Here is a 13,661-nt window from a genome sequence, read left to right on the forward strand (position 1 = left end):
CACCCGCTGAGTGCTGGACATCCGCCCTCCCGCCACGCGCAGGAGGGCGGATGTCCAGCACTCACCCGGGTTCAGGGGCGGGGTTCGACGTAGGCGTCCAGCGGCGCGGTGCGGGACGCCTCGACCGGCACCGCCAGCGGCAGCCAACGCTCCAGAGCCTCGGGCACCAGGGGCAACGACACCTCCACGCGGACGACGGCCCCCACCGTGCCGCCCGGCTTCAGGCAGGGCGCCGCGGAGCACTCCAGGGTGAGCGTGCCGTCCTCCCGCGCGAAGCCCTGGTCCGCGAGGGCGATCCCCACCGCGAGGTCGGCCCGGGCCGCACCCGTCGCCGACGACTCGGCGGACACCATCGCCCGCACCGCCTCCCGTGCCGCCCCCTCGGCGGCGAACGCCCCCGCCTGCACGCGGCCGAGCGTGACCACGAGGTAGACCAGCGGGACCAGCAGGATCAGCGTCGCGCCGAGGAACTCGACCATGGCGGACCCGCGCTCGTCCGCCGCGCTCACTGTTCTTCCAGGGCATGGCCTCGCACCGTCAGCGCCCCGGCCGGCCCCAGCAGGCCGACGACGGGCAGCGGCGCACGCACCGTCACCTGCGCCACCGCGACGCCGTCGAGCACGGTGCGCCCGGCGGTCACGTCGCGGGCGTACGCACCGGTCAGCGCCTCGGTCAGGAGAGCCCGGGTCCGGACCGCACCGTCGGCCGGGCCACGGTCCGCGCGCGCGGCCACACGGGCGCCCTCGGCCGCCGCGTCCGTCGCGAGCGACCGCACGTGCACCGCGAGCGCCACCTGCACCACACCGAGGAACAGCGCCAGGACCAGTACGGACACCAGGAGGAACTCGACCGCGGCGGAACCGTCCTGCGACGCGCCCGGCGCGCGGCGCGATCGGCTCACCCCTGACCCGTGACGCTGCTGATCGCCTGCCGGAAGGCGTTCTCCAGGAGTGGTCCGGCGACGGCCCAGAGCGCGACGACGAGACCCGCGGTCATCAACGTGACGAGCACCCAGCCGGGCACGTCGCCGCGCTCGTCCGGTCCCTCGCTCGGGTCCTGGTCGGGGGTGGGGTCGGGCGTGTTGTCATGGCGCATGGCGCTTCCTTTCGTCGGCCGTGCCGTCCGGCGGGCCGTCTCAGAGCCCGATCCGCAGGGTGGCCAGGCTGGGGAACACTGCGAAGACGACCGTCACGGGCAGGCAGAGGAACACCACCGGGACCATCATCAGGATCTCCTTGCGGCCGCCTGCTTCCAGGAGCGCGCGACGTCCGGCCTCGCGGACGTCGCCGGCCTGCGCGCGCAGGACGGCGGCCAGCGGCGTGCCGTGCTCCAGCGCGACGACGATTCCCTCGGCGAACCGCGTCAGGGGCGGCAGCCCGGTGCGGTCGGCGAGTGCCGTGAGCGCGGCCGACACCGTCGCACCCGCGCGGACCTCGGCCACCAGGCGCCGGATCTCGCCGGCGAGGTCCCCGCGCGCGGTGGCCGCGACGCGTTCGAGCGCGGCGGGCGGGCTCTCTCCCGCGGCGACCGCGAGGGCGAGCAGCTCGGCGACGGTCGGGAGCTCGGCGAGCAGCCGTTCCTCCCGGCGCCGGACCCGTGCCGTGAGCGCCTGGTCGCAGGCCACGTAGCCGCAGGCACCGGAGAGGACCACCAGGGCGGCGAGCGGCACCGCCGCCGCCCCGCGGGTCGCGGCCAGGAGCAGGGCCGTCCCGAGCCCGACGGCGAGCCCGGCGACCGTCCAGACGATCTGCCGGGCCCGGAAGTGGTCCACGGTCTCCGCGGAGCCGGCGCGGTCGAGCCGCCGCCGGACGTCCTCTGCCGGTGAGCCGAACCGCGCGAGCCGGGCGCCGACGTCGTGCAGACCCAGCAGGCGGACCACCGTGGACGCCCGGCCGTCCTCGCGCAGCAGGGTCGACGTCGCGTCGCGCGGGCGGAGGTAGGGCGCGAGCCGTTCGTCGAGCGTGACGGCGCGGGCCCGCAGCCGGGACAGCACGACCAGGAGGCCGACGGCGACACCGAGCCCGGACAGCGCGCCCGCGGCCCACCCGCTCATCGCAGCACCCGGCGCTCGGCGGGCAGACGCCCGATGCGGAGCATCACGCGGTAGGCGACCAGGGCGCACGCGCCGCCCACCACGAGCACCGCGATGCCGGCGGGCGTGTCGTAGGCCGCGGCCGTGCCCGGCCGCGTGCACAGGAGCGCCAGCACCACCCACGGCCCGGCGACGGCCACCCGGGCCCCGTTCACGGTCCAGCTCTGCCGGGCCTCCAGCTCGCCGCGGGTCGCGGCGTCCTCCCGGAGGAACCCGCTGAGCGTGCGCAGGAGCCTGCCCAGGTCCTGGCCGCCGACCTCGCGCGTGAGGCGCAGCGCCTCGACGATGCGGTCGGCGACCGGGTCGGCCAGACGTTCCTTGAGGGCGTCGAGGGCGTCCCCGAACCGCCCGTCGGTCCGGTAGTCGTGGGCGAAGCGCGCGAAGGGCTCGCGCAGCTCCGCCGGGCCGCGCCGGCCGAGCAGTGCCAGCGCCTCGGGCAGGGACAACCCGGCCCGCACGCCGGACGCGAGATGGTCCACCACCTCGGGCCACACCTCCCGCAACGCCCGACGGCGGCGCCGGGCGCGGGCGCGCACCAGGACGACCGGCCCGGGCGCGGCGAGCAGCGCGAAGCAGCAGGCGATGGCGGGCGAGCGGGTCAGCGCGAGGCCCAGCAGCAGCGTCACGGTGCCGAGTGCGACGCAGGAGCCCACGAGCATCGCGGGAGTCACCGTCGGGGCGCCGGCCTGGACGAGGAGGTCGCGCGTGCGCATCTGCCACGTCACGCGACCGGCAGGTCGTGGCGTGGGTGCCCAGAACGACCACCAGACGCAGAACGCGCCGGCTCCCAGGAGCAGGCCGAGGGCGACGCCCATCAGCGGGCCGCCCCTGCGCCCGCGTCCGTGCCCGTCCCTGCGCCCGTCCCCGCGCCGGGCCCTGCGTCCGTCCCTGCGTCCGTCCACGGCCCGGCCCCCGTCCACCGCTCCGCACCCGACCACGGCCCAGCGGCTGCACGGGGCGCGATCCCTGCCCAGGGACCGGTCGTCGCCCCGTGCGCGGCGGCGGGCGGCACGGCGGCGGGCTCGGCGGCGGCCGGCTCTGCGGGCGCCGGCTCTGCGGCAGCGGGCAGCACGGCGGCGGGCTCCGCGGCAGCGGGCGGCACGGCAGCGGGCTCCGCCGCGGCCGGCTCCACGGCAGCGGGCCACACCGGCGAGCCGCCCGGCACCGTCCCCTTCCCGCGCGATCCGGCCGGGCCACCCGGGACAACCGCTGCGGCCAGACCGGCCAGACCGGCCGGACCAGCCGGCACGGCCGGCCGGACCGGGCCACCCCACCCGGCCGGGCCGGCCGGGTCCGCGCCGCCCGCCAGGACCGGAACACCCCGCCCCGCGAGCAGCGCCCGTACGTCGAACCCCGCCCGCTCGAACCGGTCCTCCCCCGGTGGCATGCCGTCCCCGCGCCGCAGGTCCCCGTCGGGCGACCGGTCGTAGATCCCGGCGGTCTCGATACGTCCTTCCTCGACCCGGCCGGTCACCGCGACGATCTCCCGCACCTGCCGCCGCACCACGCCGTCCGCCGAACGGCTCAGGCCGAGGTGCACCACGAGGTCCACGGCCGACGCGACGGTCGGCACCACGAACCGGTCCGAGACGTTCTCGCCGGCCAGCAGCGGCAGCGTCGTCATCTTGGCCACGGCCTCACGCGCGGTGTTGGCGTGCAGCGTGCACATGCCGGGCACGCCGCTGTTCAGCGCGATGAGCAGGTCGAACGCCTCGGCCTCACGGACCTCGCCGATCACCAGCCGGTCGGGACGCATCCGCAGCGCCTCCTTGACCAGCCGCCGCAGGGGCACCTCGCCCGTGCCCTCCAGGCTCGGCGGCCGCGTCTGCAGCGCCACGTGGTCGCGGACCGGCAGGCGCAGCTCCCAGACCTCCTCGGCCGAGATGACCCGCTCCGTGCCCGGGATCGACCCGGCGAGGGCGTTGAGCATCGTCGTCTTGCCGGCCTGGGTCTGGCCGGACACGAGCACGTTGAGGCCCGCTCGCACCGCGGCGTCGAGGAAGGCCGCCGCCTGGGCGGTCAGCGACCCGAGCCGCACAATGTCCGCGAGCGAGTGCGCGCGCACCACGTGCTTGCGGATGTTCACCGCCATCTCGCCCCCGGTCATCTCGGGGATCACGACGTGCAGCCGCTCCCCGCCCGGCAGGCGCGCGTCGACGAACGGGCTCGACAGGTCGAGGCGGCGACCGGAGGTCTTGAGCATGCGTTCCACCAGGTCGCGCACCTGCTCGCGGGTGAGCACGGTGCTCGTCAGCTCCGCGGCGCCCCGCCGCGCGACGTACACGTGGGTCGGGGCGTTGAGCCAGATCTCCTCGATCTCCGGGTCGTCGAGGTACGGCTGCAGCGGCCCGAAGCCGCCGACGGCGTCGCTCACCGCCCGGGCCGCCGCCTCCGGGTCCGCGAGCGGCGGTACCACGCCCGCGCTCGCCCGCGTCGCGTAGTCGCCCACCGCGTCCGTCACGAGGCTCGACAGCCCCGCCCGGTCACCCACCGGGTCCAGCCCCCTGCGCCGCACCAGCTCGCGCACCTCGTGCTCGAGGATGCGCGCCCCCTCATCGCCCATGGCCGACAACGCTAGAGCCAAATGTTCACCCGCGCAGGCCACCCTGTGGATAACTTTCCCCACGAGGCAGGGTTATCCACCGAATCCACAGCGTTGTCCACAAAAGCGCAGGTCAACCGGGTTGCCCGGGATGTCGGGACCCGGTCGCGTGTGGGAGGCGGTGGCTATGGTCGTCCCATGGAAGACTCCCCCGCACCCCGCACCGACCCGGCAGGCCGCGGCCCCGACCGCTGGCAGCACACCGCGAGCGCCGCCGGTCTGCTGGCCGACGACGGCAGCGTCGCCGTGACGATCTTCGCCGAGATGTCGGCCCTCGCCGTGCGCACCGGTGCGATCAACCTCGGCCAGGGTTTCCCCGACGTCGACGGCCCGGAGTACGTCAAGCAGGCGGCGGTCCGCGCGATCGAGGAGGGCCGCAACCAGTACGCCCCGGGCGACGGCGTGCCCGAGCTGCGTCGTGCGGTGGCCGCGCACCAGAAGCGGCACTACGGCCTCGACGTCGACCCGGACACCGAGGTGCTGGTGACCACGGGGGCCACCGAGGCGCTCACGGCGTCGATCCTGGCGCTGACCCGGCCCGGTGACGAGGTGCTCACGCTGGAGCCGTTCTACGACTCGCACGCGGCGGCGATCGGCATGTCGGGCGCCACCCACGTGACCGCGCCCCTCGTGCCCGGACCGGACGGCTTCCGCCTCGACGTCGAGGCGCTGCGGGCCGCCGCCTCGCCGCGGCTGCGGATGATCGTGCTCAACTCGCCGCACAACCCCACGGGCACGGTGCTCACGCCCGGTGAGCTGGCGGCCGTCGCCGCGGTGGCCCGCGAGCGGGACGCGATCGTCGTGACCGACGAGGTCTACGAGCACCTCACCTTCGGCGCGGAGCACGTCCCGATGGCCACGCTGCCCGGCATGGCGGAGCGGACGCTGACCATCTCGTCTTCGGGCAAGACGTTCTCGTTCACCGGCTGGAAGGTGGGCTGGGTGCACGGTCCCGCCACCCTGGTCACGGCGGTGCGCACCGTCAAGCAGTTCCTCACCTACACCTCGGGCGCACCGTTCCAGCCCGCGATCGCCCTCGCCCTGGACGACGACGAGACGCCGCGCGCCCTCGCCGCGTCGCTGGCCGAACGCCGCGACCTGCTGTGCGCGGGCCTGGAGGCCGCCGGGTTCACGGTCACGCGCCCGGCCGGCACGTACTTCGTGATGGCCGATGCCACGGAGCTCCTGCCCCGCCTCGGCCTGCGCGACGGGGTGGAGCTGTGCCGCAGGCTGCCCGAGCTCGCGGGCGTCGTGGCCATCCCCGCCACGGCCTTCTGCCGCGCGGGTTCTCCGACTGCGCGGGCCCTGGCGAACCACGTGCGCCTCACGTTCGTCAAGCGTGAGGACGTGCTGCGCGAGGCGGTCACGCGGCTCGCGGCGCTGCGGCAGGCGTGACGGGTCAGCCGCCGGCCAGGAGCGAGACGGCCACCGCGAGCATGATCAGGGCGATCACGCCGTCCAGCACTCGCCACGCGCCAGGGCGCCGCAGCACGGGGGCCAGCAGGCGCGCGCCGTAGGCGAGCCCGGCGAACCACGCGACGCTGGACGCCATGGCGCCCGCGGCGAACCACCACCGGGCGTCGCCGTAGGTCGCGGCGACCGACCCCTGCAGCACCACGGTGTCGAGGTACACGTGGGGGTTGAGCCAGGTCAGCGCGAGCGCCGTGAGCACCACCGGCTTGAGGCGGCGGCCGGGCCGGTCGCCGAGGTCGCCGTCCTGCGCCGCGGTCAGCGCGGCGGCGCCCCGCACGGCTCGCCACGCGGCCATGGCGCCGTACCCGAGCACGACGGCGGCGCCCAGCCAGCGCACGACGACGACGGCGTCGGGCCAGCGCTCGACGAGCGGACCGAACCCGGCAGCACCCGCGGCGTACAGAGCCACGTCGGACACCGCGCAGATGCCGGCCACGACGCCCACGTGCTCACGGCGCAGGCCCTGACGGAGCACGAACGCGTTCTGGGCTCCGATGGCGACGATGAGCGAGAGACCGAACCCGAGTCCGGCGAGCAGGGTGAGCATGTCCGCCACGCTAGGCAGGCCACCGACCTGAAGACCAGTTCATGTTTCTACGTCGGCCTAAGCAGAACTGAAGATGGTAGACACTGGGGCATGCGATGGGACTCCCGACAGCTCGAGGCACTGGCCGCCGTCGTCGCCGAAGGGTCGTTCGACGCCGCGGCCCGGGTGCTGCACGTGACGCCGTCGGCCGTCAGCCAGCGCATCCGGTCGCTGGAGAGCGCGGCCGGCAGCGTGCTGGTGCGGCGCGCCCGGCCCGTCGTGGCCACGGCGTCCGGCCAGACGCTGCTGCGCCTGGCGCGGCAGACCGAGCTGCTCGGCGCGGAGGTGGCCGCCGAGCTCGGGGCCGACGACGCTGCCCCGCACCGGTCCGGCGGTTTCGTCACCGTGCCCCTGGCGGTCAGCGCCGACTCGCTGGCCACGTGGGTGCTGCCCGCCCTGGCCCAGGTCGAGGGCGTCACGTTCGACCTGCACCGCGCCGACGACAGCCGCACCGCGGACCTGCTCCGCGAGGGTGTGGTGATGGCCGCCGTGACCTCACAGACCGCCCAGGTGCAAGGCTGCCGCAGCACCCCGCTGGGCATCATGCGCTACCGCCCCGCGTGCACCCGGGCCTTCGCGCGGCGCTGGTTCCCGCACGGGCCCACGCCCGCCGCCCTGGGACGGGCGCCCGTGGTGGTCTTCGACCGGGCCGACGACCTGCAGGACACCTACCTGCGCGAACGGGCGCCGTCCGCCCGCCCGCCGCGGCACCACGTACCGAGCACCGTCGAGTACGAGGAGATGATCCGCCTCGGACTGGGCTGGGGCATGCTGCTGGAGCGGCCGTCCGTGGGCGGGCTCCCGGACGACGGTGGAGACCGCGGGATCACGCCCCTGGAGCCGCGCAAGGTACTCGACATCACGCTGCACCTGCAGCAGTGGAAGCTGCGCTCCGCGGTGCTCGACCGAGTGGCCCACGCGCTGCGAAAAGAAGCAACACGGGAACTGCTTCCGGCGTGAAATCTGGACGTACCCCCATCATTAACCCTGATCCAGTCGTTCTGCACTTCCGAATCATGAACCGGACATCCGCTGCCCGACTTCTTACCGTTCGAGCATGCTTTCCGCGCTCGCCGGCATGGCTTTCGGTCTGTCGCTCATCGTCGCAGTGGGGGCACAGAACATCTTCGTGCTCCGTCAGGGCCTGCGCCGCGAACACGTGGGGCTGGTCGCCGGGATCTGCGCGGTCAGCGACTTCGTGCTCATCTCCGCGGGGGTCGGCGGGCTGGGCTCGCTGATCCAGAGCGCGCCCCTCGTGGTCGAGATCGCCCGGTGGGCTGGAGCCGTCGTGGTGCTGGCGTACGGCGCCATGGCCGCCACCCGCGCGGTGCGGGGTCAGCGCGTGGTGATGGGCCGGCACAGCGTCACCAACCGGACCGTCCGCGCCGCCGTGGCCACCACGCTCGCCCTGACCTGGCTCAACCCGCACGTGTACCTCGACACCGTGGTGCTGGTGGGCGGGCTCGCCGCCACGCACGGCGACGACCGTTGGTGGTTCGGCCTCGGCGCCTGCGTGGCGAGCACGGTCTGGTTCGTCGCGCTGGGCTACGGCGCCCGGTACCTGGCGCCGCTCCTGGAGCGGCCGGGCGCCTGGCGGGTGCTGGACAGCGTCGTCGCGGTCACCATGGTGCTGGTCGCGGCGTCCCTGATCCTGTCGGCCTGACCGCCCTCTGCGCCTGACCCGCTGAGCCTCCCCTTCGAGACCGAGGTTGCTTCTCTTTCAGGCGGCTGAAAGAGAAGCAACCTCGGTCTCGAAGGGGATCGGGGGCGGGTCAGGCGCAGACGCCGTCGAGCAGGACCTCGGGGCTCGGGCTCGGCTTGGGGGTCGTGGGCTGGTCGCCAGTCGTGGCGGTCTCGCCGCCAGCGGTCTCGCCGCCAGCGGTCTCGCCACCCCCGGTCTCGCCACCCCCGGTCTCGCCACCGCCGGTCTCGCCACCGCCGGTCTCGCCGGAGCCGTCCGGGGTCGTGGGGTCACCGCTGGCGTCAGCCCCGGTGTCAGAGTAGCCCGCACCGCCGCTCGCGCTGGGCGCGCCGGACGGCTCGGCGTCGGGCAGCACGACCTTCTCCGGCGGCTGGTCCGCGGCCATGCGCTGGAAGATCTCGGTGGCCTCCGGCGACCAGCCGAGCCCGCCCACGCCGTTCTCCTCGGTGTCGTAGACCGGCACCTTGGTCATGATGATGTTGCGCTTCTCGATCTCCCGCAGCGACCACGCCAGGCCCGCGACCTTGCCCGGGTCGGCGATGTCGGGGTCGGCGCTCAGCGAGCCGAGGGCCGCGTTGATCAGGCGGAACGTCTTGGTCGGGTCGGCGAGCGTCTCGGCGGACAGGATCTGGCGCAGGGTCGCGTTGATGAAGGCCTGCTGCCGCTCGATGCGGGTCAGGTCGCTGCCCATCTCGAGCCCCATGCCCGTGCCCTTGCGCACGCGCAGGAACTGGATGGCCGTCTTGCCGTCGAGCCGGTTCTCGCCCGCGGGCAGGTCGATGCGTGCCGACCGCGGGTCGCCGTGCAGCGCCTCGGGCAGGCACATCTTCACGCCGCCGACGGCGTCGACGACGTCGATCACGCCGTTCATCTTCACGACGGCGTGGTTGGTCACGGTCACGCCCGTGATCGCGTTGACCGTGTTGATCGTGCACGCGGCGGCGTGCATGAGCGAGGTGTCACCGCTGCCCACCTCGAACGAGGCGTTGAACTTGTCGCGGTACGGCTGGGTCTGGCTGCCGTCGGGCAGCTGGCACGACGGGATGTCCACGAACGTGTCGCGCGGCAGCGACACGATCTCGATCCACTTCCGGTCCGCCGAGATGTGCACCAGCATCGTCGTGTCCGACCGCATGCCGCTGACGGTGCCGCCGATGTCGGCGTTCGAGCCGTCGCGGATGTCGGTGCCCATGAGGAGCAGGTTGACCGGCGTGCCCTTGAACGGGTCGGACGGGTCCTTGGGCTTCACCTGCTCCGCGACCAGGCCGTCCAGGTCCTGCACCTCGATCTGCGAGATCGCGGTGTGGTACGCCGTCGCCACCGCCGCCGACCCGAACGCCATCGCCCCGACGACGGTCATCGTCACGCCGCGGAACACGAGCGTCTTGCGCCAGCTACGGACGTGACGCGGCTGCCTCCGGCCCGACCGGGCATGCCGTGGAACGCCGCGCAGCACCTCACCGACAGGTCGAACCGCCGTCCAGAAGTCACTCGCCACGCACCGGAGACTAGAGCCTCGGTGCGACATTCGTGTAAATAAGTCGCCCGCTCTCAGGTGACATCCAGGCGGTACCGTGGCCGGTCAGGCGTCCTGCGGCGCTCCGGCCAGCGGATTCAGTCCACGCAGACGCCCGGCAGCAGCGAGGGTGAAGACGACGGGTCCGGCGTGCGCGACGGCGTCGTCCCACCCTCCCCCGGGGACGAGCCCGACGACGAACCCGGGGACGAACCCGGGGACGAACCCGGGGACGATGCCGACGGCGCACCCGACGACGAGCCCGCGGACGGCTCCGGCGTCCCCGGCGGCGCCTCGTCGGCCGCGATGCGCGCCCAGATCGCGTCGGCCTCCTGCGTCCAGACCACCCGGTTCGCGTCGGACGGCGCGGCCACCACGGGCAGCTCCGTGAACACGATCCGGGCGGGGTCGATGTTCCGGATGCTGAACGCGAGGCCCGCGAGCGCCGTCGGGTCGGCCAGGCCCGGGTCGGCGGAGATGGCGCCCAGCACGGCCTGGACGGTGCGGTAGAGGCGCGGCGAGTCCGTGACGACGTTCTGGGCGAGCACCTGGCGCACGAGCGCGTCGACGAAGGCCTGCTGCCGGGTGATCCGGGTGAGGTCGCTGCCCTGGTCCAGGCCCAGTCCGGTGCCGTGCCGCGCCCGGAGGAACCCGATCGCCTGCCGTCCGTCGAGGGTCTGCTCGCCGGCGGGCAGCTCGAAGCGTCCGTAGTCGGGGTCCTGGACCAGGGGTTCGGGCAGGCACATGCGCACGCCGCCGAGGGCGTCGACGACGTCGACCACGCCGTCCATCTTGACGACCATGTGGTTGGTGACCGGCACGTTCGTCAGGGTCTGCACCGTGGAGATGGTGCAGGCGGCGGCGTAGGTGAGGTCTTCGGTGGCGCCGCCGCCGATGGTGAAGGCGCTGTTGAACATGCCGTACCGGTCGCCCGACTCGGAGCCGTCGGGCAGCTCGCAGGACGGGATGTCGACGAGCGAGTCGCGCGGGATCGAGACGACCTCGATGCGGGAGCGGTCGCCGGAGACGTGCACGAGCATCGTGGTGTCGGAGCGCATGCCGCCGTCGCCCTCGCCTGCGATCTCGGTGTTCTCGCCGCCGCGCAGGTCGGTGCCCATGACGAGGATGTTGAGGCTGCGCCCGGTGAACGGGTCGTCGGGGTCGGCGGACGGCGTCGGGCCGCCGCGGACGAGGCCCGAGACGTCGCTGACGCCGATCTGCCCCCGCAGGTCGAGGTAGGCCGCCGCCCCGCCCGCTGCCACGAGGGCCAGCGCGCCGACGACGAAGAGCGCCGCAGCCCGTGCGACGCGATGACTGCGCTGGTGACGAAGGTGCCGGGGCACATGCGGAGCATAGGCACGTGCCCCGGCACGGGGCTCGTTAAGTCACCCGGGACTCACCCGGCCGCGGTGGCGCCCAGGTCCGGGTTGTCCGAGAAGAACCCGTCCAGGCCCGCGTGAAGGAACACGCGGATCTCCCCCACGAGGTCGCCGGGCTCGTCCGGGTCGGACGACGAGCGGAACTCGGCGGGCAGGAACTGGTTCTCCCGCCGGAAGGTCCACGCGTGCACGTCCAGGCCGGCCCGGTGCGCGTCACGGATCACCTGGCTCGGCCGCCCGAGGGTGCCGTCGGCGTCGCGCGGGATCAGCACGTTCTTCTCTGCACCGATGCCGTCCGCATAGCGCGCGATGTCGCGCAGCCCGTTGCGGGTGACGAGGTCGGCGTAGGTGCGCGGGTCGCCGTCGGCCACGAGGTCGTAGGGTGCGCCGCTGCTGCTGACGAGCTGGGCGAGGCGCACGTCGGTGAGCCGGTCGAGCTCCCGCAGGTTGCCGACCTCGAAGGACTGGACGATCACGGGCGCCTGCCGGTGGTCGAGGCCGTTGCGTCGCAGCTCGCGCACCAGCGGCTCCTCCAGCGACAGACCGACCGAGTCGAAGTAGGTCGGGTGCTTGGTCTCGGGGTAGACGCCCACGGGCGCGCCGTCGCACGTGCGGCTGTTCCGGGCCAGGTCGAGCACCTCGTCCAGCGTGGGCACCTGGTAGAGGCCGTCGAACGCGGTGTTCTGCGGGCGCACCTGCGGCAGGCGCTCGGTGGCGCGCAGGGTGCGCAGCTCGGCGAGCGTGAAGTCCTCGGTGAACCAGCCCGTGACCGGGGCACCGTCGATGGTCTTGGTGGTGCGGCGCCCGGCGAACTCGGGGTGCGCGGCGACGTCCGTGGTCCCGCTGATCTCGTTCTCGTGCCGGGCCACGAGCACGCCGTCCCTGGTGGAGACCACGTCGGGCTCGATGTAGTCCGCGCACTGGTTGATGGCCGTCTCGTACGCGGCGAGCGTGTGCTCGGGCCGGTACCCGGAGGCGCCACGGTGCCCGACGACGGTCACTCCGTCGTCGGTCACGCGCTTCCTGGTCAGGTCGACCAGCGCCATCTCGGTGTCGTCCGGGGTGCCGGTGACGCGCGCGTCGTTGCCCGGGTAGTTGTTGTCGTTGCCGATCAGCAGGGTGTCCTCGTCGACGAACAGGACCGTCTCGAAGGACTGCACGGGCAGGCTGAACGTGTCGCCCAGGCCGTAGCCCTCGCCCGCGTCGATGCCCCGCGGGTTGTCGATGCGCAGCGTGTCCACGACGAGCTCCTTGCGCACGTAGCCGTCGCGGTCGCGCTCACCCAGGTCGATCTCGTAGACGCGCTTGGTGACCGCCTGGTCACCTTCGAAGTCGTCGCGCTCGATGAGCAGCATCGAGTCGCGGCCCGTCGCGAACGCGTCCCCGATCACGTTCGCCACCTGGTCCGTCTGGTACGCCCAGCGCCTGCCGGTGTACTCGCCGCGGCGGGTGTCGAACTGGTAGATCCAGCGGCGGCGCGCGTCGGCGTCGTCGGCCAGGGCGCCCTCGACCACCGGGTAGAGGTAGCGTCCGCTGCCCGCCATGGCCTCGAAGCCGCGGCTGCTGCCGACGTTCGTGGTCTCGCCGGGCTCGAGGTACGGGTTGCCGGGCGACCTGCCGTCGGGGAACTCGTACGGGGCCTCCAGCAGCGTGCCGTCGGCGCCGAAGTGCAGCAGGAACGGGCCGAACTCCTCGCCCACCCAGAACGTGCCGTCGGCGGCGCGCACGAGGGACTCGATGTCGAAGTCGGCACCCGTGAGCAGCCGGTCGGTGGTGCCCTCGTGGACGATGTCGAAGTCGAGCACGTCGTTGCGGTCGTTGTACTCGACGACGTCGAGCACCTCGATCTCGCCGGAGCCCGAGCCGCGGCGGCCCGTGTCCCAGTGCGGGCGCACCAGGTAGCTGCGCAGCAGGAAGTCGGCGGAGTTGCCCTTGGCGCCGAAGCCGTTGTCGGGCTGGGCCCAGAACGTGCCGTCGTGGTTGTCGACCATCGCGGAGAAGCCGGGGATCACCTGGCCGTCCCAGGGTCCCTGGCGCCCGTTGGCGGGGCTCGCCTGGGCGCCCGACGGCGGCCCGTCGGCCAGGAAGTCCGCCGACAGGGTGGCGCGGCCGGCGAGGCTCGCGGCCAGGTAGGTGCCGGGGTGCTTTCCGGGCGCGTGCTGCTCAGGTGCCGGGCGCGGCCCGGCGACGGCGGCCGCGGCGGGCAGCAGCAGCGACGCCGCCGCCGTGGCGGCCACCACGCGGGCGAGGCGGGAACGCAGGGGTGTGCTCATGGGAGCGAGCCAAGTGGGCGCACGGGAAGTCCCGGTGA

12 protein-coding genes and 1 pseudogene are annotated in these 13,661 nt (G+C 73.9%); 3 read left to right on the plus strand and 10 right to left on the minus strand.

Features of this window, described 5'->3' with window-relative positions; translation table 11 throughout:
* Window positions 1–71: 71 nt before the first annotated feature.
* From APR03_RS01420 to APR03_RS01445, 6 genes and pseudogenes are all read right to left on the minus strand, one after another.
* Complete coding sequence (locus APR03_RS01420; RefSeq protein ID WP_253832032.1) at window positions 72–509, minus strand: pilus assembly protein; 438 nt, start codon at window positions 507–509, stop codon at window positions 72–74.
* Complete coding sequence (locus APR03_RS01425; RefSeq protein ID WP_253832034.1) at window positions 506–901, minus strand: TadE/TadG family type IV pilus assembly protein; 396 nt, start codon at window positions 899–901, stop codon at window positions 506–508. Before APR03_RS01425 ends, APR03_RS01420 begins: the two co-directional genes overlap by 4 nt.
* Window positions 898–1,095, minus strand: a complete 198-nt coding sequence (locus APR03_RS01430) for a hypothetical protein (protein WP_253832036.1) — start codon at window positions 1,093–1,095, stop codon at window positions 898–900. Before APR03_RS01430 ends, APR03_RS01425 begins: the two co-directional genes overlap by 4 nt.
* A 40-nt stretch (window positions 1,096–1,135) precedes the next feature.
* Entirely contained in the window at window positions 1,136–2,053 is a 918-nt protein-coding gene (locus APR03_RS01435; protein ID WP_253832038.1) for a type II secretion system F family protein, read from the minus strand.
* The gene (locus APR03_RS01440) at window positions 2,050–2,907 is read right to left on the minus strand and encodes a type II secretion system F family protein (protein ID WP_253832040.1); all 858 of its coding nucleotides are present in this window, start codon (window positions 2,905–2,907) and stop codon (window positions 2,050–2,052) included. The genes APR03_RS01435 and APR03_RS01440 overlap by 4 nt, the downstream gene beginning before the upstream one ends.
* A 509-nt stretch (window positions 2,908–3,416) precedes the next feature.
* Window positions 3,417–4,655, minus strand: a pseudogene (locus APR03_RS01445) (TadA family conjugal transfer-associated ATPase); the annotation flags it as partial.
* A gap of 177 nt (window positions 4,656–4,832) precedes the next feature.
* Between APR03_RS01445 and APR03_RS01450 the strand changes: the two are divergent.
* Window positions 4,833–6,089, plus strand: coding sequence for a pyridoxal phosphate-dependent aminotransferase (locus APR03_RS01450; RefSeq protein WP_253832042.1), 1,257 nt, complete (start codon window positions 4,833–4,835; stop codon window positions 6,087–6,089).
* Window positions 6,090–6,093: 4 nt separating this feature from the next.
* Here the strand turns inward: APR03_RS01450 and APR03_RS01455 are convergent, their stop codons facing one another.
* Window positions 6,094–6,714, minus strand: a complete 621-nt coding sequence (locus APR03_RS01455) for a LysE/ArgO family amino acid transporter (protein WP_253832044.1) — start codon at window positions 6,712–6,714, stop codon at window positions 6,094–6,096.
* A gap of 90 nt (window positions 6,715–6,804) precedes the next feature.
* On the opposite strand from APR03_RS01455, the gene APR03_RS01460 reads away from it, so the two are divergent.
* Entirely contained in the window at window positions 6,805–7,713 is a 909-nt protein-coding gene (locus APR03_RS01460) for a LysR family transcriptional regulator ArgP (RefSeq protein ID WP_253832045.1), read from the plus strand.
* A gap of 97 nt (window positions 7,714–7,810) precedes the next feature.
* Window positions 7,811–8,416, plus strand: coding sequence for a LysE/ArgO family amino acid transporter (locus tag APR03_RS01465; RefSeq protein WP_253832047.1), 606 nt, complete (start codon window positions 7,811–7,813; stop codon window positions 8,414–8,416).
* Window positions 8,417–8,525: 109 nt separating this feature from the next.
* On the opposite strand, the gene APR03_RS01470 is transcribed toward APR03_RS01465, so the two are convergent.
* The 3 genes from APR03_RS01470 to APR03_RS01480 form a co-directional block, all read right to left on the minus strand.
* Entirely contained in the window at window positions 8,526–9,953 is a 1,428-nt protein-coding gene (locus tag APR03_RS01470; RefSeq protein WP_253832049.1) for an LCP family protein, read from the minus strand.
* Between the two features lie 116 nt (window positions 9,954–10,069).
* Window positions 10,070–11,314: an LCP family protein gene (locus APR03_RS01475; protein ID WP_253832051.1), complete on the minus strand. Its 1,245-nt coding sequence runs from the start codon at window positions 11,312–11,314 to the stop codon at window positions 10,070–10,072.
* Between the two features lie 53 nt (window positions 11,315–11,367).
* Window positions 11,368–13,623 (minus strand): esterase-like activity of phytase family protein, encoded by a 2,256-nt coding sequence (locus tag APR03_RS01480; RefSeq protein ID WP_253832053.1) that lies wholly within the window; start codon window positions 13,621–13,623, stop codon window positions 11,368–11,370.
* Between the last annotated feature and the right edge of the window lie 38 nt (window positions 13,624–13,661).

Source organism: Promicromonospora thailandica (assembly GCF_024171955.1).
GTDB classification, from domain to species: Bacteria; Actinomycetota; Actinomycetes; order Actinomycetales; family Cellulomonadaceae; genus Promicromonospora; species Promicromonospora thailandica.

What these genes read in the sequence shown, in the direction of transcription:
- APR03_RS01430 (WP_253832036.1), bottom strand. Translation starts at nt 1,095, where the DNA reads ATGCGCCATGACAACACGCCCGACCCCACCCCCGACCAGGACCCGAGC.
- APR03_RS01435 (WP_253832038.1), bottom strand. Translation starts at nt 2,053, where the DNA reads ATGAGCGGGTGGGCCGCGGGCGCGCTGTCCGGGCTCGGTGTCGCCGTC.
- APR03_RS01440 (WP_253832040.1), bottom strand. Translation starts at nt 2,907, where the DNA reads ATGGGCGTCGCCCTCGGCCTGCTCCTGGGAGCCGGCGCGTTCTGCGTC.
- APR03_RS01450 (WP_253832042.1), top strand. Translation starts at nt 4,833, where the DNA reads ATGGAAGACTCCCCCGCACCCCGCACCGACCCGGCAGGCCGCGGCCCC.
- APR03_RS01455 (WP_253832044.1), bottom strand. Translation starts at nt 6,714, where the DNA reads ATGCTCACCCTGCTCGCCGGACTCGGGTTCGGTCTCTCGCTCATCGTC.
- APR03_RS01460 (WP_253832045.1), top strand. Translation starts at nt 6,805, where the DNA reads ATGCGATGGGACTCCCGACAGCTCGAGGCACTGGCCGCCGTCGTCGCC.
- APR03_RS01465 (WP_253832047.1), top strand. Translation starts at nt 7,811, where the DNA reads ATGCTTTCCGCGCTCGCCGGCATGGCTTTCGGTCTGTCGCTCATCGTC.
- APR03_RS01480 (WP_253832053.1), bottom strand. Translation starts at nt 13,623, where the DNA reads ATGAGCACACCCCTGCGTTCCCGCCTCGCCCGCGTGGTGGCCGCCACG.